Consider the following 22,785-nt stretch of genomic DNA (forward strand, 5'->3'; position numbering starts at 1 on the left):
ATAATTTTCCTTAATCTTAAGGAGGTAGCTTCAAAAGGGGGCAAAGCCTTTCTTGGACTACTTATCCTTTAAAACTGTAACCGAATGATCAGAGGCTTTATCATTATTAAGGCAAAAATGAATAAATCTGATAGTCCTGTCAAAGTGTGAAAAATCACACTTTGGCTACAAAACGGTTACATGTTGTTTATGTATGCACCTAATCTCTCTTTTTTGTTCTCAGTAAACGAGAGCCATTTTTTAGCATTTGGAAGGAGCCAATTGCAGCTAAAATGTGAAAAGCTGGGGAGCCAATGTTTACTCTCATCTCAATAATTTATAGAATGAAGCAGCAAAACTCAGCTTTGTAACTGCGGCTTTAGTCGCAAGTCGAATGGTTGTAAAAAAACTTAAGTATCTAATTTATAAAAATAATCAACTCAGCGTACGAACCCCTGCATTTCGCAGACATTTGAGTAACACACCAAAAGCCACCAATATTTCCTGTTCACGTACACACGCAAAGCCCAATAGTAGTCCTTTCTGCCGTGTTGAATAATGCTTGGTATAGTATTGTGACAGCGCCCGAACTTTCACGCCTTGATCAAGTGCATTGCTGGCAATCAGCACATCATCCATGTTGCTCGGCAGCTTTAAAATCAAATGTAAACCAGCAGCGGTATTATATTCATGCAGGAAATCTGCCCCAAGATGACGTGTAATCAGGTCGATTAAAAAGGCGTGGCGCTTGCTATAGAGTAAACGCATACGACGAATATGTGCTTCATAATGGCCCTCACGAATAAACCCTGCCAAAACTTTTTGATCTAATAAATGCCCGCCCCGATATAGTTCCGATGCCACAATACGTAGCGGTGAAAACAGTTTTTTAGGGACCACTAAATAGCCAATGCGCAACGCAGGGTAGATGGTTTTACTGAAGGTTCCCATATAAATGACAGGTGCATCAGGCTCCAAACCTTGCAAAGAAGGGAAGGGCTGACCCGAGAAGCGGAACTCACTATCATAGTCATCTTCCACAATCCAACTTTTATGCTGGCGCGCAATGGCAATCAGTTGTTTACGACGTTCTAAACTTAAGTGAGAGCCTAAAGGGTACTGATGTGAAGGCGTCACAAAAATCAGTTTAGGTGGGGTTTTTGGTTCTAGGTCAGGAATAATGCCTTCTTGATCGACGGGCAAGGAGCGTAGATTTACGCCATTAATGCGTAAAATATTACGTGCCCCCCAATAAGCAGGATCTTCAATCCAGACTTCATCGCCTGGGTCACTTAAGGTCCGTGAAACCAAATCAATCGCCTGATGTGTCCCTTCAGTAATAATGATTTGGTCTGCATCGCATTGCACCGAACGCGCAATTTTGAGGTATTCTGCCAGTTCTTGGCGCAGCTCTAAACAACCGCCCGCATTGCTATAAATAAGACTGTTGATTTCGGGTTCACGGCTGAGGCGGGTCTGAATACGGCTAAAAATATGGTGAGGAAATTCTGTAACATCGGGTGCCCCGGGCACAAAAGCGCCCCATTGGTAAGGCGATGCAGCTGAATAGCCGATGAGATAGGAACCGCGTTGCGACAAATTATAATTCTGCTGTGTCTTTTTTTCTTGAGTTTGGCTATTGGTATTTTCAGCTTTGACCAAAAAGGATTCAGGCAGTTTTTCAGCGACCCACGTGCCTTGGCCTGTACGTGCTTCAACATAGCCTTGTGCTTGTAATTGTTCGTACGCACTGAGTACGGTATTGCGTGAGACTTTAATTTCTTTGGCTAAGTCACGCGATGCAGGTAGGCGGGTTTTGGGTGCGAGCACACTGTCAATAATGGCGTTGCGTAAGCAGCGAAACAACCGCAATTGTAGGGTTCCGTCAATATCTTGCTGTAATCGTTGCAGTAAATAATCTCCAAGCAAGCTACGCAATTGGCTCTCTCCTACAATATTAAAATGGCTTTTCGTGAGCGATTACCATAAATGCAAAATTATCTCGTCAGGCAGCCGTTGTAAAGCATTTCGCTTGTAGACGTTGGGAGCAAATGCCCGAGACTAAGGGGCTGGAAATATACACAAGTCGCATCCAAAGCAAAAGTTTTTTTAGATGATTTACATAATCGAATACAACGGCTTGAAAATACAATTAGAAAAGATTAAAGAAGGACATAAATGGTTTCTAGGTTGGCATAGTCATCTGCTAAGTTTTAGACTTCTTTATCATTTTTCTTGATTCGGTTGAATACCGTAATGGCCCTCTTGAATAAGTATGCCTTTTTTAATTGATATTTTTTAAGTTGTTTATTTTTATCAAATAAATATTTCAGGTGGAAAATAACTATAAAGGGATAGGGTAAATTGGCTCCATCTGTCTGATGAAAAGTGGCTCTCGTCTAGTGCCAATAAAAGCGCAAAATGCAATAAACCCCACGTCCTTTGTATATCAGCAAAAAGCATGATCGGGACGCTGAAATTTTATAAATGTATGAATCAAGAATGAGGATACAAAATGGACAGTAAACACTCTGCACTGAACGCACGTAAACTAAAAGCGACTCCTCGTGGCGTTGGTGTCATGTGTCAATGGTATGCGGAGAAAGCAGAAAATTCCACCATTTGGGATGCTGAAGGGAATCAATATACTGACTTCGCGGGTGGTATTGCGGTACTGAACACAGGTCACCGTCATCCTAAAATTATTGCTGCTGTTACTGAACAATTGACTAAATTCACCCATACAGCGTACCAAGTTGTACCGTATGAAATTTATGTTTCTTTGGCTGAACGTATTAATGCACGTGCGCCAATTGCGGGTGAAGCGAAAACAACATTCTTCTCTACTGGTGCTGAAGCTGTAGAAAATGCAGTGAAAATCGCACGTTCTTACACAGGTCGTCACGGTATTGTGACTTTTGGTAACGGTTTCCACGGTCGTTCATTTATGACCATGGCAATGACGGGTAAAACTGCACCGTACAAACGTGACTTTGGTGTGATGCCTTCAGGTGTGTTCCATGCACGCTACCCAGTAGAGTCAAAAGGCATTACTGTCGATGCTGCGATTGAAAGCATTGAAGACATTTTTGCAGAAGATATTGCGGCACATGATGTAGCCGCTATTGTGCTTGAACCTGTTCAAGGTGAAGGCGGTTTCAATGTTGTTCCGGCTGAATTCTTAAAACGTTTACGTGCGCTGTGTGATCAACACGGTATTTTGATTATTGCAGATGAAGTACAGACAGGTTTTGCACGTACTGGTAAGTTATTTGCCATGGATCACTATGAAACCAAAGCCGATTTAATCACTATGGCGAAAAGTCTTGGCGGTGGTTTCCCAATCTCTGGTGTGGTTGGCCGTGCTGAAGTAATGGATGCACCAAACCCAGGTGGCCTAGGTGGTACTTATGCAGGTAACCCAGTGGCTGTGGCTTCTGCACATGCAGTACTGGACGTGATTGAAGAAGAAGGTCTTTGCGAACGTGCAAATGTATTGGGCGCAGAGTTGGTTGAGGTTCTGAATGAACTCAAACAGTCTTCGTCTACAGTCCAAGAAATTCGTGCGTTGGGTTCAATGGTCGCGATTGAGTTGGAAACGGCGGATCAAGCGAAAGCAATTCAAAACTATGCAATGCAAAATGGCTTGCTTATTTTGACCTGTGGTCGTTATGGTAATGTGATCCGTTTCTTATATCCTTTAACGATTCCTGCAGAACAATTCCGTGCTGGCTTAAACATTTTAAAACAAGGTTTTGCACTTTCTGCTGCAGCATAATTGAAGAGTAATGACTATGCTTCAAGCGCAATATAAAGATTTATTACAGCATCCAGATATTCGTTTTGATCAGCCTGAAAATGGTGGTTATATCGAAGTCAAAGATGCCGCAACACATGACACCTTGGCATGGGTGAAATCCCATGACCGCGCGTCAGTTGAGCAAGTGATCGCTCGCTCTCAAAAGGCACAAACTGCGTGGAAAGCGCAAACAGCTCTACAACGCGCTGATGTACTTTGGGCTTGGTTTGATTTGATGCAGGAAAATAAAGAGTCATTGGCTCAGATTTTGACTGCTGAACAAGGCAAGCCTTTAGCTGAAGCACGCGGTGAAATTGGCTATGCTGCTTCATTTATTCGTTGGTTTGCTGAACAAGCACGTCGTATCGATGGTGAAGTGTTGATGCCAACGGTTGCTACTCAGCGTTTGTTGGTGATCAAACAGGCGATTGGGGTGACGGCTGCGATTACGCCGTGGAACTTCCCAGCGGCGATGATCACACGTAAAGCAGCACCTGCAATTGCAGCAGGGTGCTCAATGATCGTGAAGCCTGCTGAGCAGACGCCTTTAACCGCTTATGCTTTAGAAGTATTAGCGCTACGTGCGGGTTTGCCACAAGACGTGTTATTACACATCAGCGGTGTCTCAAGCGAAGTGGGTAAAGCCTTGTGTGAAAGCGACACGGTGAAAAAGTTGAGCTTCACAGGTTCAACTCAAGTTGGTCGTATCTTGATGCAACAATGTGCGCCAACCATCAAAAAACTGTCTTTAGAGTTGGGTGGTAATGCTCCTGTACTTGTGTTTGATGATGCCAATCTTGAGCAAGCGGTACAAGGTATTATGGCCAGCAAGTTCCGCAATAGCGGACAGACCTGTGTATGTGCCAACCGTATTTATGTACAAGACGGTATTTACGATGCTTTGGTTGAAAAACTGGCAGTTGCTGTAGCGAACTTAAAAGTGGGTGATGGCCGAGTTGAGACTTCAACCCAAGGGCCGCTGATCGATGAAGCTGCGATTGAAAAAGTACAGTCGCATATCGCCGATGCCATCAGTAAAGGTGCGCAGGTTAAAACCGGTGGTCAACGCTCAAGCCTAGGTGGAACTTTCTTTGAACCGACACTTTTAACCGAAGTGACGCAAGAGATGAAAGTCGCGAAAGAAGAAACCTTTGGTCCATTAGCACCGTTGTTCCGTTTTAAAACGGAAGAAGAAGCAGTGCAAATGGCCAATGACACCGAGTTTGGTCTGGCAACTTACTTGTTTACCCAAAACACAGCACGTCAGTGGCGTGTTGGTGAAGCGCTTGAGTACGGTATGGTCGGCATCAACACAGGTGCGATTTCAAACGAAGTGGCTCCATTTGGTGGTGTGAAGCAGTCAGGCTTAGGTCGTGAAGGCTCTAAATTTGGTATCGACGAATATCTTGAAATGAAATATATGTGTGTGGACTTATCTGTTTAAATTAGTCCAGTAACCAGCAGTTAAAAAATCAGCCTTGCCCATTCAAGGCTGATTTTTTATGGGTGTATATTGGGGAAGAGTCGATCTATTTTAAAATATTGCAAGGTCTAATATTGGTCTGACCCTGAAACTTATAGTTATGTGAGATAATATTGGATCAACCCAATAAGATCACTTTTTTGATTTATGAAAGATATTTAATCTAATTAATTCATTTTATTTTAGAAATTTTCCCACAACTTGAGATCAACATATTTGTAAAACGTGGATATGTATCTCCCTTCAAACTTGCCACATTCCAAAATAATCCATATTTTTGTACAATTTCTGGTTTATAGAAACTTATGCTACCAAACAATTGCATAACATAAACACTATCCCTATATTTACCATCTATTCTATCTGGGTTTAAAGCAAATATTTCACTATAATCTAATTTGATCTGTTCCGCTGTTTTTTTTGAGTACTCCTATTAGTTTGTCCTGTCATCTCTTCAATCATTTCATTATCACAACAAAATTTATAAATTGAATAGTATGACATTGTATAGCTTTTTTCTTTTTCCTTTACAATACTTGATAATGGATATATCAATACATTATCCCCCCCCTTCACACTAATAATTATCGAATACCTTGTGCTAAGGCTTTTTAAATATTCAACATCAACTGTATTATCATTTTTCCACAACGCTCGCAGGCTATTTTTAGACTTACTATAATCATTACAATTTTTATTATTTTCTAAACATGATCGTCTACTAATATATTCAGATACTGTTCCTGCAGCAATTATCCCAAAATTTTCTTCAAATGATTTATTAATATTGGATTTTTTCATTAAATTAATAATCTTTTCTTTATCACTTAAGTCATATTCAGAAATAAAAACTCTAGAATAATATTCTCCTTCCGTATCTTTAATCCATTTTTCTAAAGCTTGAACAACTATATCTGCTTTCAAATTTTCCAATTTTTCTTCTTCTGAAAGATATTTTCCTTCTGCTGTACAGTAACCACGTCTCTCATTATATGCCTCATATTGCCAAAGAAAAATTCTTACAACTAAATAACCCATTAATAATAAAGCCACCAAAAGAGCTGTTTTATATGATAATTTCATTAAAAATCCTTTTTAAATTCAGCAATTTACGTGGTATCACTTTATCGACTTTAAACTTTATAGGTAGAAAGTAAAATGCTGGTTTCAGTATTGTAAATACCTGAAATATTGCGAATTCTCTCTAAAATTCGATCAAAATTCTCTAAGCTGTCAGATTTCAATTCTACTAACAGATCCCACTTGCCATTGGTGCTATGCAAGGTATGCACGGCAGGGTCGATTCGGAGCTCTTTGACCACCGCACTGGTCTTGGTGCCTTCGACCATAATATTCATCCATGCACGGATACTATTTTTCTCAGTCCCCGGTTTAATCCGCACCGTATAGCCTGTAATGACGCCACTGGTTTCCAAATATTCAATACGCTTTTGTACCGTATTTCGAGAGATACGAAGCTTGTTGGCAATCTCGGTAATCGAGATACGTGCATTGTCTTGCAGTAAGCCGAGGATTTGACTGTCCGTATCATTCATTTTGATTTTTCCTGTTATCAATTTGATGAAATTTATTTCATTTTAATCAAAATTACAACTTTTTTGGCGCAGTTTGATTTTTCATACTATGCATATTGAGCAGTATTCACATGAACGTTACATCGAGCTGAGGCGATGTGTTCTGCGGGTGATGTCTCATATCTATTTAATGGATTTGATTCACCAAATTTTCAAAGGGAAACATCATGTCTTTGTCATATGAAATGGACAATAGTGGCGCTTGGCAGACCTATCTTGCACAGATTAACCGTGTTGCGCCATATCTGGAAGACGACTTAATTCCATTCATCGATACTTTAAAGCGTCCTAAGCGCGCTTTGATTGTTGATGTACCAATCGTGATGGACGATGGTTCGATCCAGCACTTCGAAGGTTATCGTGTACAGCACAATTTGTCGCGTGGACCGGGTAAAGGTGGTATTCGTTATCATCCAGACGTAGAACTCAATGAAGTCATGGCACTCTCAGCGTGGATGACGATTAAAACTGCGGTATTAAACTTACCGTATGGCGGCGCTAAAGGTGGTGTTCGTGTAGACCCTCGCAAATTGTCTCCACGTGAACTTGAACGCCTGACACGCCGTTTTACTAGCGAAATTAGCCTAGTGATTGGCCCACAGGTCGATATTCCAGCTCCAGATGTAGGCACCAATGCAGACATTATGGGTTGGATGATGGATACCTATTCAAGTATCAAAGGTCATACCGTAACAGGTGTTGTGACAGGTAAGCCTGTGCACTTGGGTGGCTCTTTAGGCCGTGTGCGTGCAACAGGTCGTGGCGTATTTGTTACTGGTTTAGAAGTTGCTAAGAAAATCAATCTTGCACTTGAAGGCAGCCGTGTAGCGATCCAAGGTTTCGGTAACGTGGGTAGCGAAGCGGGTTACTTATTCCATAAAGCTAATGCGAAAGTGGTGTGTGTACAAGACCATACAGGCACGATCTTTAATGCTGAAGGCATGGACGTTAAGCAGTTACAAGACTACGTTGCGATTCATAAAGGTGTAGCAGGCTTCCCAGATGCGACTTTAATTGAAGACGAAGCGTTCTGGTCGGTTGAAATGGATATTTTAATTCCAGCGGCTTTAGAAGGTCAGATTACGCCTGAACGTGCGCAAAAATTGACTGCAAAATTAGTCTTGGAAGGTGCGAACGGTCCAACGTATCCAGATGCTGAAGACATTCTGTTAGAACGTCAAATCACGATTGTACCTGACGTACTGTGTAACGCAGGCGGTGTAACCGTGAGTTACTTCGAATGGGTTCAAGACATGGCGAGCTACTTCTGGACAGAAGAAGAAATTAACCAACGTTTAGACAAACTCATGATGTCAGCAGTTGAAGACGTTTGGTTTACTGCAAGTGAAAAGCAGTGCAGCCTCCGCACAGCGGCATATATCTTGGCGTGTAAACGTATCTTAAAAGCACGTAAAGAACGAGGAATTTTCCCAGGTTAAGGGGAAGTTCCGTGCCCTTCGGGGCACACCACATTATTAGAAAGAACAACATCAGATTTATTAAGGACGAACAAACCATGAACCAGAATAGTCAACCAAATCGCCAAGATTTTAATCAGTACATGGTGCCAGTTTTTGCACCCGCTCAGTTTATTCCTGTGCGTGGCGAAGGTTCTCGTTTATGGGATCAGCAAGGTAAGGAATATATCGATTTTGCAGGTGGTATTGCGGTCAATGCGCTTGGACATGCTCACCCTGTGGCGGTTAAAGCTTTGGTCGAACAAGGTCAAAAGCTTTGGCACATTGGCAATGGTTATACCAATGAGCCTGTACTTGAGCTTGCAAAACAATTAGTTGATAACACCTTTGCAGATAAAGTGTTCTTCTGTAACTCTGGTGCAGAAGCCAATGAAGCGGCTTTGAAACTTGCGCGCAAAGTGGGCCTACTTTCAGGCTCTGCACGCAAAAATAAAATTATTGCATTTAAAAATGCTTTCCACGGTCGTACTTTATTTACTGTTACGGCAGGTGGTCAACCGAAATATTCACAAGATTTTGCACCACTTCCAGAAGGTATCCACCATTTACCATTCAATGATTTAGACGCAGTACGTGAAGCGATTGATGCAGACACGTGTGCGGTGATTGTTGAGCCGATTCAAGGTGAAGGTGGTGTAATTACGGCAAGTCCTGAATTTTTAAAAGGCTTACGTGAGCTGTGTGACCAACATGGTGCGGTACTGATTTTTGATGAAGTGCAAACAGGTGTCGGTCGTACAGGTGCTTTATATGCATATATGAATACTGATGTGATCCCAGACATTTTAACTACAGCCAAAGCACTAGGCGGTGGGTTCCCAATTGGTGCCATGATCACAACAGATAAGTTTGCCAACATGTTTGTGGTGGGTGACCATGGTACGACTTATGGTGGTAACCCATTGGCGTCTGCTGTAGCCAATGCCGTATTTGGTTTGATCAATACCCCAGAAGTGTTGAATGGTGTACGCACACGTGCGCAAATTTTTGCCGACGGTTTAAACCAGTTAAATGCACGATATGGCCTATTTGAAGAAGTCCGTGGTCAAGGTTTATTAATCGGCTGTGTATTGAAAGCTGAATATGCAGGCAAAGCCAAAGACATCGTGACTTTAGCGGGCGAAGAAGGCTTATTGGCGCTGGTTGCAGGTCCAAATGTCGTTCGTTTCACGCCATCATTAATTATTCCAGAAGCAGATATCGAAGCAGGTTTACAACGCTTTGAACGTGCGCTCGCGCGCTTTGTTGGCGCGTGATAGGCCACTGGTTATGATGATTGTTAGACATGCAGAGCATCGAGATTTAGATGATATCTACATTCTGGCGGGGAAGTCTGGCATTGGCCTGACTTCTTTACCCCAAAATAAAGAGATCTTATCGGCTCGTATTGCACGCACGCAAAAGACCTTAGTGGGTCAGGCAACACCGAGTGAGCAGGGTTATTTATTTGTCTTAGAAGACACCTTGTTACAACGTGTGGTTGGTGTCAGTGCAATTGAAGTTTCAGTGGGTTTAACTGAGCCTTTCTATAACTACCATGTGGGTAAACAAGTCCATGCCTCACAAACTCTGAATGTTTATAAAACCTTAAATACGCTGTTTTTAAGCAATGACCATACTGGTTGTAGCGAACTCTGCACGCTGTTTTTGGACCCAGAGTACCGCAAAGACCAAAATGGAAAACTGCTGTCAAAGATCCGGTTTCTGTTTATCGCTGCTTTCAAACAGGCTTTTCAAAATAAGCTGATTGCAGAAATGCGTGGTTATTCGGATGAAAATGGTCGTTCGCCATTTTGGGATGCCTTAGGCCATCACTTTTTCAATATGGATTTCTCGACTGCGGATTACCTCAGTGGTATTGGGCAAAAAGTCTTTATTGCGGAGTTGATGCCACGTTTTCCTGTGTATATCGACTTACTACCGATGGCTGCGCAACAAGTGATTGCACAGGTGCATCCTCAGACGGTTCCTGCCTCTCGTGTGTTGGAGTCGGAAGGGCTGTGTTACCAAGGTTATGTCGATATTTTTGATGCAGGCCCGACGCTTGAAGCGGAAGTCAGTAGCCTGCGTGCAGTCAAAGAAAGTCACACTTGTGCCGTTAAAATCGTCGATAGCGTACCAGAAGGTGCAGGGCGTTATTTGGTGGCGAATGATCGCTATCAAGACTATCGCGCGATTTTAATTCAGCATGCGGCTGAGTCTGACAGTTTAAGTTTAACGGTAGAACAAGCGCATGCCCTTGGTGTGCAAGCAGGGCAAAGCATTCGTATGTTGCCTTTAGATAAGATGGAGCAAAAATAATGTCACAAGGGAATTTATATATAAACGGGACATGGTCTCCAGCGCAAGGTGCAGCATGGGACAAACTCGATCCTGTTACGCAAGACACAATTTGGCATGGTGCAGAAGCAACAGCTGAGCAAGTTGAACAGGCTTGTCAGTCTGCACGCGCAGCATTTGTCGCTTGGGCACGCCGTCCTTTAGCTGAGCGCCTTGAAATTATTCAACGATTTGCCAGCTTGTTAGAACAAAACAAACAACAGCTTGCAACGATTATTAGTCGTGAAACCAGTAAGCCGATTTGGGAAACATTGACTGAAGTCCAGTCGATGATTGGTAAAGTGGCGATTTCAGTACGTGGTTATCACGAACGTACAGGTGAAAGTCTGACGGAAATGTCAGATGGTGCAGCGTCTTTACGTCACCGTCCGCATGGTGTGTTGGCTGTATTCGGCCCGTATAATTTCCCCGGTCACTTACCCAATGGTCACATTGTCCCTGCGCTGATTGCAGGGAACACTTTGGTATTTAAGCCAAGTGAATTGACGCCGTGGACCGCAGAAGAAACGGTCAAATTATGGCAAGAAGCAGGTTTACCAGCAGGTGTGTTGAACTTGGTGCAAGGTGGCCGTAGCACAGGCGAGGCACTTGCGCAGTCGCATGAAATTGATGGCTTGCTATTCACAGGCAGTGCCAATACGGGTTACCACCTGCATAAACAATTGGCTGGTGCTCCAGAAAAAATTCTCGCTCTAGAAATGGGCGGTAACAACGCATTAATTATCGATGAAATTACCGATATTGATGCAGTCGTGAACTTAACCGTCCAATCTGCTTTTATTTCAGCGGGTCAGCGCTGTACCTGTGCACGCCGTTTAATCATTAAAAATGGTGCTGTAGGCGATGCCTTCATTCAACGTCTGGTTGAAGTCAGTCATAACTTGGTGGTGGGTCAGTGGGATGCTCAGCCACAACCGTTTATGGGTGGTGTGATTTCATTGCATGCTGCACAGCAAATTTTACAAGCACAACAACGCCTGATCGATTTAGGGGCTCAAGTTCTGCTCCCTGTGACTCAAGCGGATGCCAACAGCAGCTTATTAAGTCCGGGTCTTTTAGACGTGACCCATGTTAGCGATGTGCCAGATGAAGAATATTTTGGCCCATTGAGCTGTATCTATCGTTATGACCATTTCGATGAGGCTTTGGCACTAGCGAATGGCACTCGATTCGGTTTGTCGGTGGGGCTAGTTTCACCTGACCGTGAGCTGTTTGATCGTTTATTGATTGAAGCGCGTGCAGGCATTGTGAACTGGAACAAACCGTTAACTGGCGCATCAAGTGCTGCACCCTTTGGTGGTGTAGGTGCATCAGGAAACCATCGTGCCAGTGCTTTCTATGCAGCAGATTACTGCGCATGGCCAATGGCATCACTGGAAAGTCAGCAGGTAAGCCTACCTGAAAAATTATCGCCAGGCATTGTGCTGTAAGTCGACAAAAAGGGAGTTTAGAAATGTCAGGCTATGAAATTAATTTTGATGGTTTAGTCGGTCCAACGCATCACTATGCGGGATTGTCATTCGGAAACGAAGCATCCACCAAAAACCAAAATAATCTTTCCAACCCGAAGTTGGCTGCCAAGCAAGGTCTGTTAAAGATGAAAGCTTTGGCCGACATGGGCTTAAAGCAAGGTGTATTTGCACCGCAAGAACGCCCACATGTCCCGACTTTGCGCAAATTGGGTTTCCGTGGAGATGATCACAGTGTAATTGAACAAGCGATGCGAACTTCGCCTGCATTATTATCCGCTTTGAGTTCTGCATCGTGCATGTGGACTGCCAATGCAGCAACGGTTTCACCGTCGGCGGACAGTGCAGATGGCCGTGTGCATTTTACTGCGGCAAATTTGAACAACAAATTCCACCGTTCAATTGAGCATGACACCACGTCTCGCGTGATGGCAGCCATGTTTAAGGATGAGCGTCACTTCGCCCATCATGAAGCACTGCCACCTGTGGCTTTGTTTGGTGATGAAGGTGCGGCGAACCATAACCGTTTAGGCGGTGCTTATGATCAAGCCAGCGTGCAAGTGTTTGTCTATGGTCAGCAGTTCCTCGGTGGTGGTATTGGTCCGAAACACTATCCTGCACGCCAGTCGCGTGAGGCGAGTGAAGCAGTGGCACGTTTACATCAGCTCAAAGCGGAACAAACAGTGTTTGTACAGCAGAATCCCGATGTGATTGACCAAGGTGTCTTCCACAACGACGTGATTGCGGTGAGTAACCAAAACGTCCTGTTTCACCATCAGCATGCATTTTTGCATCAATCTGAAGCATTGTCAGAAATTCGCGAAAAAATGGCGCGCTTGGGTCAAGAATTCGTGTCCATTGAAGTGCCTGATCATCGTGTTTCAGTGAAAGATGCAGTAAATACCTATTTGTTCAATAGCCAATTGCTCACGCGTGCCGATGGCGGGATGAGCATTGTGGTGCCTGAAGAATCACGTCAAAACCCAGCAGTATGGGGTTACTTAAACGACATGATCCAAATGGGTACGCCGATCGATGACATTAAGGTGTTCGACCTACGTGAAAGTATGCGTAATGGCGGTGGTCCTGCATGTTTACGTTTACGTGTGGCGGTGAATGAAGCAGAACTGAACGCCATCAATCCAAACCTGTTTATGAATGATGCCTTGTTTACCCGTTTAAATACGTGGGTGGATCAGTACTACCGCGACCAGCTGGCGCAGCAAGATTTGGCTGATCCGCAATTACTGATTGAAAGCCGTACTGCGTTAGATGAACTGACGCAAATTTTGAACTTAGGTTCGGTGTATCACTTCCAACGTTAAGCAATCGTGCAGGGAAAGCAGATGATAAATTTTCTAGGTGATGTTTTAGCACAACGTGTCCCGACTGTAGCGCATGGCGTACAGCATGATTTTTGTTGGGAATGGTTGGCTGAAGGTGTTTTATCTTTTACGCCGAAACAGGCTTATGAAAAAGCGGTCGTGCTTTCCGCGGGTGTGCATGGCAATGAAACTGCGCCAATCGAGTTGTTGGCGCAGCTGAGTCAAGATTTGTTTGCAGGGGCATTAGAGCTCAAGGTTAAGTTATTACTGATTTTAGGTAACCCTATCGCGATTCGCACAGGGCAACGTTATGTTGAAAATGATATGAACCGCATGTTCTGCGGGGCCTATCAACAATTTACCGATACAGTTGAAGCGCAACGGGTGGCGGTCTTAGAACAGATCGTCACCGCTTTTTTTAATGATAGCTCAGCTCAAGTACGGCGCTATCATTACGATTTGCACACTGCGATTCGCCCATCGTTGTTGCCGACTTTTGCCTTATTTCCTTATCAAACCCATGACTATGATGCGGTGATGCTGGACAGCCTAAAAGCTGCGGAACTGGATGCCTTGGTGTATCACAATGCAGTAGGTCGTACCTTTACGCACTTTAGCAGCTCTCAGTTTCAAGCAGCCAGTTCGACACTCGAACTTGGTCATGCCAAACCCTTTGGCCAAAATGATTTGGCGGCTTTCGCCGCGATTAATCATGTGCTTCGCGCCGTGGTGAGTGAGCAGGCCTTACCTGTACGTCAAAAACAAGCAATTCAAACTTTTCGAGTCGTTGATTCGATCATCAAAACTGAAGATGACTTCCAGCTTAATTTGGTAGATTCTGCGCCTAATTTTTCCGTGTTCGAAACCGATGCCGTGATTGCTCTGCAACAGGGCAAACCGTATGTGACTGCACCTGAGCAGGTTCGAATTTTATTTCCGAATACTCAAGTGAAAAAGGGATTAAGAGCAGGGCTGATATTAACTGAGGTTCATCTTTGATGATTTCAGTCAATTTATTAAATGTGATGATGGTGGTTTATCGAACTTAAGTCGTTAAATTAATTTTCAATGGAATTGAATATATGGATATTGAGAAAAATATTAATTCAATATTTTCATCTTTCGATCATAAGGGTACTTATAATCGATGGATGATTTTGCGTTGTTTTTTTATTAAGTTATTGTTTTTTAATATTAAATAACCAAATTAGGCATGGGTTTTGCAGCCTGTGTGAGTATTATTTTGCCGCCATAACGAGATAAATAGTGTGGTGCTGAATAATAAAAATTAATGTTATTGAAAAATAATATGTAGCTTAATTTTGGACTGAGATGAAATAAGGAATTATCTAAATCTGAGTCCCATATTTACACCCATTGGGTTGTAAATTGGAGTAAAAACATGATGAATGGAAAACAGACCCATCAACAAAAAGAGCCCTTAGAAGGTGATTTACTGGGTGGACATCATTACGAGTCAGTTGAGGAAGAACAACTGCAACGCTCACTGACCAATCGTCATATTCAGATGATTGCGATTGGTGGTGCGATTGGTACAGGTCTTTTTATGGGGTCGGGCAAGACACTCGCTGTGTCAGGTACTTCGATCATCTTAACTTACCTCATTATTGGCTTCTTCTTCTTCTTCGTCATGCGTGCGATGGGGGAGTTACTGCTTTCTAATACCAATTACAAATCTTTTGCAGACTTTGCAACGGCTTATTTGGGACCGTGGGCAGGGTTCTTTTTAGGTTGGTCGTACTGGCTCAGTTGGATTGTCACCGCAATTGCAGATGTGATTGTGATTGGCGGTTATGCACAGTTTTGGTATCCCGATCTCCCCGCATGGATACCCGCCTTCACCTCCATTGCCATTTTGACTTTATTGAACTTTGTTGCGGTAAAACTGTTTGGTGAAGTGGAGTTCTGGTTTGCTTTAATTAAAATTATCGCGATTATTATGTTCCTCTTGGTCGGTGTCTATTTAATTACGATTGGTTTCGTCTCTCCAGATGGTGTGAAAGCGTCTTTAGCCCATGTGGTCGAGAAAGAGTCACTGTTCCCTTATGGTTTAACGGGCTTTTTGGCCGGTTTTCAAATCGCAGTATTTGCTTTTGTCGGTATTGAATTGGTGGGTACCACAGCAGCAGAAACTAAAGATCCGCATCATGCTTTACCACGCGCGATTAACTCAATTCCATTACGTATTTTATTGTTCTATATCGGTGCTTTGGTTTGTATTATCGCAGTCACTTCTTGGTCGCAGATTTCTCCAGACAAAAGTCCATTTGTTGAAATGTTTACTTTAATTGGTTTGCCCGCAGCAGCCAGTATTGTCAACTTTGTCGTGGCAACCTCTGCCATGTCTTCAGCGAACAGCGGCGTGTTTGCCACCAGTCGTATGTTGTTCGGTTTAGCGGTAGAAAAAGATGCACCGAAAAGTTTTGCTCGACTGTCGAAAAGCAAAGTGCCTGTATTGAGCTTAATGTTCTCGATGTTCTGTGTGGTGGTGGGTACTTCAATTTTGTTCATCGTGCCTGATGTCATGACGGCATTTATCATCATTTCAGCCTTCACTTCGATTTTGTGTATTTTCACCTTTGCCATGATTATTTTGTCGTACTTGGCTTATCGCAAAAAAGCGCCTGAACTGCATGAACAGTCGGCGTATAAAATGCCGGGTGGACGTTTTATGGCATGGTTTACCTTATTGTTCTTAATCTTTGTGGTGGCGATTTTGGCGCTCGATCATGACACCATGATTTCTTTGGCGTTCTCTCCACTTTGGTTTATTGGACTGGGTATTGCTTATTACTATAAAACGAAAAAATATGCTGAGCGTAACTGGATTTTGACCCATGGTCGCCGCATTGAACAGGATGAAATGCCAGAAAATAATTAAGGAGCAGAGGGGGAATATTCCCCCTTTATTTTTATCGCAAAACAGAGGGGTTTATTTTGAAAAAAGCAACACTTTGGGCATGCATGTTGGGTGCAGGATTACTACATATACAGAGCAGTTTTGCCGCACCGTTATTGACGTCACAACTTTCAGCGACACAAGTGGCAGCACCACAGGCCAATGCATGGGTCGAAATTAATGTGCAGACCTTTGAGCAGAATATTCAGACCTTACAACAGCAGCTACAGGACAAAAGCCAGATTTGTGCGGTTATGAAAGCCGATGCTTATGGTCACGGGATTGAACTGTTGATGCCGAGTATTATTAAGCTCAATGTGCCCTGTGTTGGCATTACCAGTAATGCTGAAGCCGCGATGGTGCGCAAGTCTGGTTATCAGGGAAGGCTGTTAAGACTACGTGCTGCGACTGACCAAGAAATCCAAAATGCTGCTTCCTTAAACATGGAAGAGTTGTTGGGGAACTATGAACAAGCACAGCGCCTGTCAGAATGGGCAAAACAACAAGGTTTAACCCTTGCGTATCATTTGGGTTTAAATGCAGGGGGGATGGATCGAAACGGTTTAGAGCTGAACAGTGCACTAGGTAAACAGCAAGCGCTACGCATGACCAAACTGCCAAATTTAAAGCTGGTGGGCATCATGACGCATTATGCTGTGGAAGATGAACAATATGTGCGTGAACGTTTGGCTGTCTTTAACCAGCAAACGGATTGGATAATTAAAAAAGCCAAATTAAAGCGAGAAGCACTGACTTTACATACCGCAAATTCTTTTGCGACCTTGACGGTTCCAGAGTCACACCTAGATATGGTACGTGCAGGCGGTGTGATTTATGGTGACAGCCTTCCAGATCGAGTTGAATATAAAAAGCTGATGACCTTTAAAACTCAAGTGGCAACAGTCAATGCCTATTTGAAAGGCACAACAGTTGGCTATGACCAAACGTATACTTTGAAGCGTGATTCACTATTGGCGAACTTACCACTTGGTTATTCAGATGGTTATCGACGGGCGTTTAGTAATAAAGCCTATGTATTGATTCGAGGGCATAAAGTGCCTGTAGTCGGGCGCACCTCCATGAATACTACTATGGTGGATGTCACTGATTTTCCAGATATTCGTGCCAATGATGAAGTGGTCTTGTTTGGCGAACAAGGGGGTGCAACAGTGAAGCAAAGTGATTTGGAAGAATACAATGGCGCTTTGCTGGCAGATGTATACATCATGTGGGGTAACTCTAATCCAAAAGTTGTGGTGAAATAATATTTTCAACAGAAAATGCTGTACGTGCTGAAGTGTGTACAGCATGAAATTAAATAAAGTTATGCCGAAGGTGGAACAGTTAAAGAATATTACGTAATTCGCGTGCGGTTTCTTGTAGTAACGGCAGTATGTGTTGAATCAAATACTCTTTGGTTGTGCGCATGGTAGGGGAAACAATATTTAAGGCTGCAACCACTTTTAACTGTTGCCCATAAATCGGAACGGCAAGGGCATGTACGCCCAATTCATGTTCCTCGCATGAATAACACCAACCTTGCTCTCGAATTTCATGCAATAAGGCCAGAAATGTTTCATTGTTGGTATGGGTATATTTGGTTAGGCGTTGTAGTGGATACTGATTCAGCCATTCATATTGTTCCTGATCATCTAGATAGGCCAGTAAAATTTTGCCTGCCGATGTTGCATGTGCAGGTAAGCGATTTCCCAAATGTAGACCATAAGGATTGACACGATCCGTTTGCTGGTGCGCGGCACTGCGTGCAATGGTAATGGCTTCATAACCATCTAGAACCATAACGGAAAAAATGAGTGAGGTTTGATTGGTGAGCAAGTTTAGCAAAGGCTGAGAAATTTTGGGAAGATGTGCTCCACCCAAGTAAGACCCTGAAAACTTAAGAATTTTAGGAGTTAAATAAAAATAATGACCATCAGATTCTAAATAGCCTAAATATTCAAGGGTGAGTAAATGGCGTCGCGCTGCGGCACGGGTCATGCCTGTGCGTTCTGCTGCCATAGTGATATTTAAACGATGTCGGTCAGTACCAAAGCTGTCGAGAATGGCCATACCTTTACTGATCCCTGCGACAAAATCTTCATGTCGAATGGTTTTTTTATTGTCTTTGTGTTGAAGACACTTTTCTCTTGTCTCAGTTGCTTCTTCCATCGTGTTCCCTTTATCCATTTTTATTTCTTCATTATTTTTACTATAACGTGAAATCAGAGTGAAATAATCAGGTTTTGTTCGATATATAGGTATTTTGTTCGATCATCGAACAAAACCTGTGGTCACTATCTATCCCAAAGCGGAGAAATTATAAAAAATGAACAGATAAGGAAATCGAACTAAAAAACTAGGGAATGTGGTTTTAGCTGAATCATACCTCCAGTATAAGTTAGTTTTCCGCGCCTTTTCAAATTTGCATGATGCACAATGGAGTTATCTAATGATAGATAAAAGCGTGGCATCCCTCGCGGAAGTGCTCTCCCAAATCACCGACGGCTCAACCATCATGATTGGTGGTTTTGGTACAGCAGGACAACCTGCTGAACTGATCGATGGCTTAATTCAACTTGGCATTAAAGACCTAACCATCGTCAGCAACAATGCTGGCAATGGCGACTATGGTTTAGCCAAGCTGCTCAAAGCTGGTACCGTGAAAAAAGTCATCTGTTCGTTCCCACGTCAGTCCGACTCTTGGGTCTTCGATGAACTCTATCGTGCAGGCAAAATCGAATTGGAACTGGTGCCTCAAGGCAATTTGGCCTGTCGTATTCAAGCCGCAGGTATGGGACTTGGTGCTGTGTTTACCCCAACTGGCTACGGCACATTATTAGCCGAAGGCAAAGAAACCCGTCACATCGACGGTAAAGATTATGTACTGGAATATCCAATCAAAGCTGACTTCGCTTTGATTAAAGCGCAGCAAGGCGACCGTTGGGGTAACTTGGTCTACCGCAAATCGGCACGTAACTTCGGCCCGATTATGGCGATGGCCGCAGGCGTGACCATTGCCCAAGTGTCTGAAGTGGTGGACTTAGGAGCTTTAGACCCTGAACACATCATCACCGCAGGTATTTTTGTTCAACACGTGGTGCAGGTTCAACCTGAACCTGTTGCTGTGTAATCGGGAGAACATCATGAGCTATCAAAAACTCAGCCGTAACCAAATTGCAGAACGTGTGGCACAAGATATTCCAGATGGTGCGTATGTCAATCTTGGGATTGGCTTACCGACCAAGATTGCCAGCTACCTGCCTTCAGACAAAGACGTTTTCTTACATTCTGAAAATGGCTTATTGGCTTTTGGTCCACCACCTGAAAAAGGTCAGGAAGATCCTGAGTTGATCAATGCGGGTAAAGAATATGTGACTATGCTCGAAGGCGGTGCCTTTTTCCATCATGGCGATTCTTTTGCCATGATGCGTGGCGGTCATTTAGATATTGCAGTCCTTGGCGCCTTTCAAGTGGCAGCCAATGGTGACTTGGCCAACTGGCATACTGGTGCACCCGATGCGATTCCCGCGGTCGGTGGTGCGATGGACTTAGCCGTCGGTGCCAAGAAAGTGTTTATCACCACCGACCATGTGACCAAACAAGGTGAACCAAAGATCGTAGCTGAACTGAGTTATCCAGCGACAGGTTTGAAGTGTGTCGATCGTATTTACACCGACCTGTGTGTGATTGATGTCACTGCAGAGGGTTTAAAAGTGATTGAGAAAGTCCACGGCTTAAGCTTTGCAGAATTGCAGGCAATGACCGGTGCAACTTTAGTGGATGCGACGCAAGTCAATTAAAGGAATGAATCCCCCTAAATCCCCCTTTGCTAAAGGGGGACTTCTCTAGCATCAAGTGCGGTAGGTCTCCCTCCTTTTTAAAGGAGGGATTAAGGGAGGATTAAGAGAAGAACAGATATGAAAAACGCTTATATCATCGATGCCATCCGTACCCCATTCGGACGTTATGCAGGTGGACTCGCTCCGATCCGTGCCGATGACTTGGGTGCAGTGCCAATTCAAGCCTTAATGCAACGTAATCCAAGTGTAGATTGGACCCAAGTCGATGACGTGATGGCTCATCACTCGATGCGATTGCCATGGCAGCGCGTGCGATTAAAGCAGGTGAAGCCGATCTGATCATTGCAGGTGGCGTCGAAAGTATGTCTCGTGCACCTTTTGTCATGGGCAAATCAGAAACCCCGTATGGCCGTAGCCAGAAGATTGAAGACACCACCATGGGCTGGCGTTTTATCAATCCTAAGCTCAAAGCGATGTATGGTGTAGACACCATGCCGCAAACTGCGGAGAACGTAGCACAACAATTTAATATAGATCGCGCAGATCAAGACCAGTTTGCCTTGGCGAGTCAACAGCGCACCGCAACCGCGCAAGCTCAAGGCTTTTTTACGCATGAAATCATCCCTGTGAATATTCCACAGCGTAAGGGTGATCCAATTGTGGTCGACACCGATGAACATCCACGTGCATCGACCACCTTAGAAGCTTTGGCAAAACTCAAGCCAGTCGTCACAGCAGAAGGCACCGTCACTGCGGGGAATGCATCAGGCATCAATGACGGTGCAGCTGCTGTACTGATTGCTTCAGAACACGCGATTCAAGAGTACCAGCTTAAACCACGTGCCAAAATCATTGCTTCAACAGCAGTGGGTGTAGAACCACGCATTATGGGCTTTGCACCTGCGCCTGCCATCAAAAAGTTACTCAAACAAGCCAATCTGACATTAGAGCAGATGGATGTGATTGAGCTGAATGAAGCCTTTGCGGCACAAGCACTGGCCGTTACCCGTGACCTAGGTCTGGCAGACGATACGACTCAAGTGAATCCAAATGGCGGTGCGATTGCGATTGGTCATCCACTGGGTGCATCGGGTGCACGTTTAGTCACTACGGCCTTAAACCAATTAGAACAAACGGGTGGCACCTATGCGCTATGTTCAATGTGTATTGGTGTCGGTCAAGGCATTGCAATGATTATTCAGCGGGTTTAAAGCAGAGTTAAGGATAGCGATCATGAGCCAGTTATATGCCAGCTTATTTTACCAAAACGAGGTGACTGAAATTTTCAGTGATCGCGCATTGGTGTCATACATGATTGAGGCTGAAGTTGCCTTGGCACAAGCGCAGGCTCAGGTCGGTGTCATTCCAGAATCTGCAGCAACAGCAATTTCCCAAGTTGCCCAGACTGCGATTGATCAGATTGACTTTGATGCATTAGCGATTGCAACAGGTTTGGCGGGCAATATCGCGATTCCTTTTGTGAAGCAATTAACTGCGATTGTGAAGCAAAACGATGAAAATGCTGCGCGTTATGTGCATTGGGGCGCAACCAGTCAAGACATTTTAGACACTGCCTGTATTTTGCAATGCCGTGCTGCAATGACACATGTTGAAGCTTTAATTCACCAATGTTACCGCACAGCTTTGGCTCAAGCTGAACAGTATCGTGCACAAGTGATGATTGGACGCACATGGTTGCAGCAAGGGTTGCCGATTACATTGGGGCATAAATTCGCGCGTTGGGCCTCGGCATTTTATCGTGATTTAGCCCGTATTGAAGCCATGAAAGCACGTGTTTTTACTGCTCAATTAGGCGGTGCCGTTGGTTCATTGGCTTCATTGCAAGCACAAGGTACTGCTGTGGTTCATGCTTATTCCGTTCAGTTACAACTTTCTGTTCCAAGCTGTACTTGGCATGGTGAGCGCGACCGTATTGTTGAAGTGGCGAGTGTTCTCGCGATAGTGACGGGCAGTTTGGGCAAAATGGCGCGTGACTGGTCATTGATGATGCAAACTGAAATTGCAGAAGTGTTTGAGCCGGCAGCGAAAGGGCGTGGTGGCTCATCAACCATGCCACACAAGCGTAATCCTGTTGCTGCGGCATCCGTTTTGGCAGCAGTCAATCGTGTACCTGTGTTGATGTCGAGTTTGTATCAAAGCATGGTGCAGGAACATGAGCGTAGTCTAGGTGGATGGCATGCAGAATGGTTGGCATTGCCTGAAATTTTCCAACTCTGTGCAGGTGCATTGGAGCGGACTCTGGATGTGTTACAAGGCATGCAAGTCAATGCCGAGAACATGCAGCGTAACTTGGAATGTACCCAAGGCTTGATCATGGCGGAAGCGGTGATGATGGCTTTGGCTCCGCATATGGGGCGCTTACAGGCACATCATGTAGTGGAAGCAGCATGCAAAACAGCGGTTGAAAAAAGTGTTCACTTAAAAGAGGTCATTACTGAGCTCGATCCAGTCAAAGCCTATTTTAGTGCAGCTCAGATTTCAGAAATTTTTAAACCCGCATCATATCTCGGCAATATTCAAGACCAGATTGATGCGGTGTTGCAAGAAGCAAAAGGAGAGGCAAAGTGAATATCACG

At 44.0% G+C, this 22,785-nt stretch carries 17 protein-coding genes and 1 pseudogene; 14 read left to right on the top strand and 4 right to left on the bottom strand.

What is annotated here, in order from left to right:
* Window positions 1–414: 414 nt before the first annotated feature.
* Entirely contained in the window at window positions 415–1,917 is a 1,503-nt protein-coding gene (locus tag GVX98_RS11085; RefSeq protein WP_159128094.1) for a PLP-dependent aminotransferase family protein, read from the bottom strand.
* A gap of 577 nt (window positions 1,918–2,494) precedes the next feature.
* Between GVX98_RS11085 and gabT the strand changes: the two genes are divergently transcribed.
* Complete coding sequence (gabT, locus tag GVX98_RS11090) at window positions 2,495–3,757, top strand: 4-aminobutyrate--2-oxoglutarate transaminase (RefSeq protein WP_004981443.1); 1,263 nt, start codon at window positions 2,495–2,497, stop codon at window positions 3,755–3,757.
* A gap of 16 nt (window positions 3,758–3,773) precedes the next feature.
* A complete protein-coding gene (locus GVX98_RS11095) occupies window positions 3,774–5,222 on the top strand; it encodes an NAD-dependent succinate-semialdehyde dehydrogenase (protein WP_159128704.1) in 1,449 nt (482 codons plus the stop codon).
* 432 nt (window positions 5,223–5,654) lie between these two features.
* On the opposite strand, the gene GVX98_RS11100 is transcribed toward GVX98_RS11095, so the two are convergent.
* Entirely contained in the window at window positions 5,655–6,344 is a 690-nt protein-coding gene (locus tag GVX98_RS11100) for a hypothetical protein (RefSeq protein ID WP_159128095.1), read from the bottom strand.
* Between the two features lie 50 nt (window positions 6,345–6,394).
* A complete protein-coding gene (locus tag GVX98_RS11105; RefSeq protein WP_004981435.1) occupies window positions 6,395–6,817 on the bottom strand; it encodes an Lrp/AsnC family transcriptional regulator in 423 nt (140 codons plus the stop codon).
* Between the two features lie 203 nt (window positions 6,818–7,020).
* On the opposite strand from GVX98_RS11105, the gene GVX98_RS11110 reads away from it, so the two are divergent.
* The 8 genes from GVX98_RS11110 to alr all read left to right on the top strand — a co-directional run bounded on the left by GVX98_RS11110 (window position 7,021) and on the right by alr (window position 17,653).
* A complete protein-coding gene (locus tag GVX98_RS11110) occupies window positions 7,021–8,295 on the top strand; it encodes a Glu/Leu/Phe/Val dehydrogenase (protein WP_171065411.1) in 1,275 nt (424 codons plus the stop codon).
* 77 nt (window positions 8,296–8,372) lie between these two features.
* On the top strand, window positions 8,373–9,590 hold the full coding sequence (locus GVX98_RS11115) for an aspartate aminotransferase family protein (protein ID WP_004981428.1): 1,218 nt from the start codon (window positions 8,373–8,375) through the stop codon (window positions 9,588–9,590).
* 13 nt (window positions 9,591–9,603) lie between these two features.
* Window positions 9,604–10,635 carry an arginine N-succinyltransferase gene (gene astA / locus GVX98_RS11120; RefSeq protein ID WP_159128096.1) on the top strand — a complete coding sequence of 344 codons (1,032 nt, stop codon included), beginning with the start codon at window positions 9,604–9,606 and terminating at the stop codon, window positions 10,633–10,635.
* Window positions 10,635–12,104: a succinylglutamate-semialdehyde dehydrogenase gene (gene astD, locus GVX98_RS11125; RefSeq protein ID WP_159128097.1), complete on the top strand. Its 1,470-nt coding sequence runs from the start codon at window positions 10,635–10,637 to the stop codon at window positions 12,102–12,104. The genes astA and astD overlap by 1 nt, the downstream gene beginning before the upstream one ends.
* Window positions 12,105–12,127: 23 nt before the next feature.
* Window positions 12,128–13,468, top strand: coding sequence for an N-succinylarginine dihydrolase (astB, locus tag GVX98_RS11130; protein WP_159128098.1), 1,341 nt, complete (start codon window positions 12,128–12,130; stop codon window positions 13,466–13,468).
* 21 nt (window positions 13,469–13,489) lie between these two features.
* On the top strand, window positions 13,490–14,467 hold the full coding sequence (astE, locus tag GVX98_RS11135; protein WP_159128099.1) for a succinylglutamate desuccinylase: 978 nt from the start codon (window positions 13,490–13,492) through the stop codon (window positions 14,465–14,467).
* Window positions 14,468–14,870: 403 nt separating this feature from the next.
* Window positions 14,871–16,370: an amino acid permease gene (locus GVX98_RS11140; protein ID WP_004981418.1), complete on the top strand. Its 1,500-nt coding sequence runs from the start codon at window positions 14,871–14,873 to the stop codon at window positions 16,368–16,370.
* A gap of 56 nt (window positions 16,371–16,426) precedes the next feature.
* Entirely contained in the window at window positions 16,427–17,653 is a 1,227-nt protein-coding gene (gene alr, locus GVX98_RS11145; RefSeq protein ID WP_004981415.1) for an alanine racemase, read from the top strand.
* 79 nt (window positions 17,654–17,732) lie between these two features.
* On the opposite strand, the gene pcaU is transcribed toward alr, so the two are convergent.
* Entirely contained in the window at window positions 17,733–18,557 is an 825-nt protein-coding gene (gene pcaU / locus GVX98_RS11150; RefSeq protein WP_004981412.1) for an IclR family transcriptional regulator PcaU, read from the bottom strand.
* A gap of 280 nt (window positions 18,558–18,837) precedes the next feature.
* Here pcaU and GVX98_RS11155 point away from each other — a divergent pair, with 280 nt between their 5' ends.
* The 4 genes and pseudogenes from GVX98_RS11155 (at window position 18,838) to pcaB (ending at window position 22,777) form a co-directional block, all read left to right on the top strand.
* The gene (locus GVX98_RS11155; protein WP_004981409.1) at window positions 18,838–19,518 is read left to right on the top strand and encodes a 3-oxoacid CoA-transferase subunit A; all 681 of its coding nucleotides are present in this window, start codon (window positions 18,838–18,840) and stop codon (window positions 19,516–19,518) included.
* Window positions 19,519–19,531: 13 nt separating this feature from the next.
* A complete protein-coding gene (locus tag GVX98_RS11160) occupies window positions 19,532–20,188 on the top strand; it encodes a 3-oxoacid CoA-transferase subunit B (RefSeq protein ID WP_159128100.1) in 657 nt (218 codons plus the stop codon).
* Window positions 20,189–20,305: 117 nt separating this feature from the next.
* Window positions 20,306–21,399, top strand: a pseudogene (locus GVX98_RS11165) (acetyl-CoA C-acyltransferase).
* Window positions 21,400–21,421: 22 nt separating this feature from the next.
* Window positions 21,422–22,777, top strand: a complete 1,356-nt coding sequence (gene pcaB / locus GVX98_RS11170) for a 3-carboxy-cis,cis-muconate cycloisomerase (protein WP_159128101.1) — start codon at window positions 21,422–21,424, stop codon at window positions 22,775–22,777.
* Window positions 22,778–22,785: the final 8 nt, after the last annotated feature.

This window comes from Acinetobacter sp. 8I-beige (genome assembly GCF_902505955.1).
In the GTDB taxonomy this organism is placed as follows: Bacteria; Pseudomonadota; Gammaproteobacteria; order Pseudomonadales; family Moraxellaceae; genus Acinetobacter; species Acinetobacter johnsonii.

What these genes read in the sequence shown, in the direction of transcription:
- GVX98_RS11140 (WP_004981418.1), top strand. Translation starts at nt 14,871, where the DNA reads ATGATGAATGGAAAACAGACCCATCAACAAAAAGAGCCCTTAGAAGGT.
- GVX98_RS11115 (WP_004981428.1), top strand. Translation starts at nt 8,373, where the DNA reads ATGAACCAGAATAGTCAACCAAATCGCCAAGATTTTAATCAGTACATG.
- GVX98_RS11100 (WP_159128095.1), bottom strand. Translation starts at nt 6,344, where the DNA reads ATGAAATTATCATATAAAACAGCTCTTTTGGTGGCTTTATTATTAATG.
- pcaU (WP_004981412.1), bottom strand. Translation starts at nt 18,557, where the DNA reads ATGGAAGAAGCAACTGAGACAAGAGAAAAGTGTCTTCAACACAAAGAC.
- astA (WP_159128096.1), top strand. Translation starts at nt 9,604, where the DNA reads ATGATGATTGTTAGACATGCAGAGCATCGAGATTTAGATGATATCTAC.
- astD (WP_159128097.1), top strand. Translation starts at nt 10,635, where the DNA reads ATGTCACAAGGGAATTTATATATAAACGGGACATGGTCTCCAGCGCAA.
- GVX98_RS11160 (WP_159128100.1), top strand. Translation starts at nt 19,532, where the DNA reads ATGAGCTATCAAAAACTCAGCCGTAACCAAATTGCAGAACGTGTGGCA.
- GVX98_RS11155 (WP_004981409.1), top strand. Translation starts at nt 18,838, where the DNA reads ATGATAGATAAAAGCGTGGCATCCCTCGCGGAAGTGCTCTCCCAAATC.
- pcaB (WP_159128101.1), top strand. Translation starts at nt 21,422, where the DNA reads ATGAGCCAGTTATATGCCAGCTTATTTTACCAAAACGAGGTGACTGAA.
- gabT (WP_004981443.1), top strand. Translation starts at nt 2,495, where the DNA reads ATGGACAGTAAACACTCTGCACTGAACGCACGTAAACTAAAAGCGACT.
- astE (WP_159128099.1), top strand. Translation starts at nt 13,490, where the DNA reads ATGATAAATTTTCTAGGTGATGTTTTAGCACAACGTGTCCCGACTGTA.
- GVX98_RS11095 (WP_159128704.1), top strand. Translation starts at nt 3,774, where the DNA reads ATGCTTCAAGCGCAATATAAAGATTTATTACAGCATCCAGATATTCGT.
- GVX98_RS11105 (WP_004981435.1), bottom strand. Translation starts at nt 6,817, where the DNA reads ATGAATGATACGGACAGTCAAATCCTCGGCTTACTGCAAGACAATGCA.
- astB (WP_159128098.1), top strand. Translation starts at nt 12,128, where the DNA reads ATGTCAGGCTATGAAATTAATTTTGATGGTTTAGTCGGTCCAACGCAT.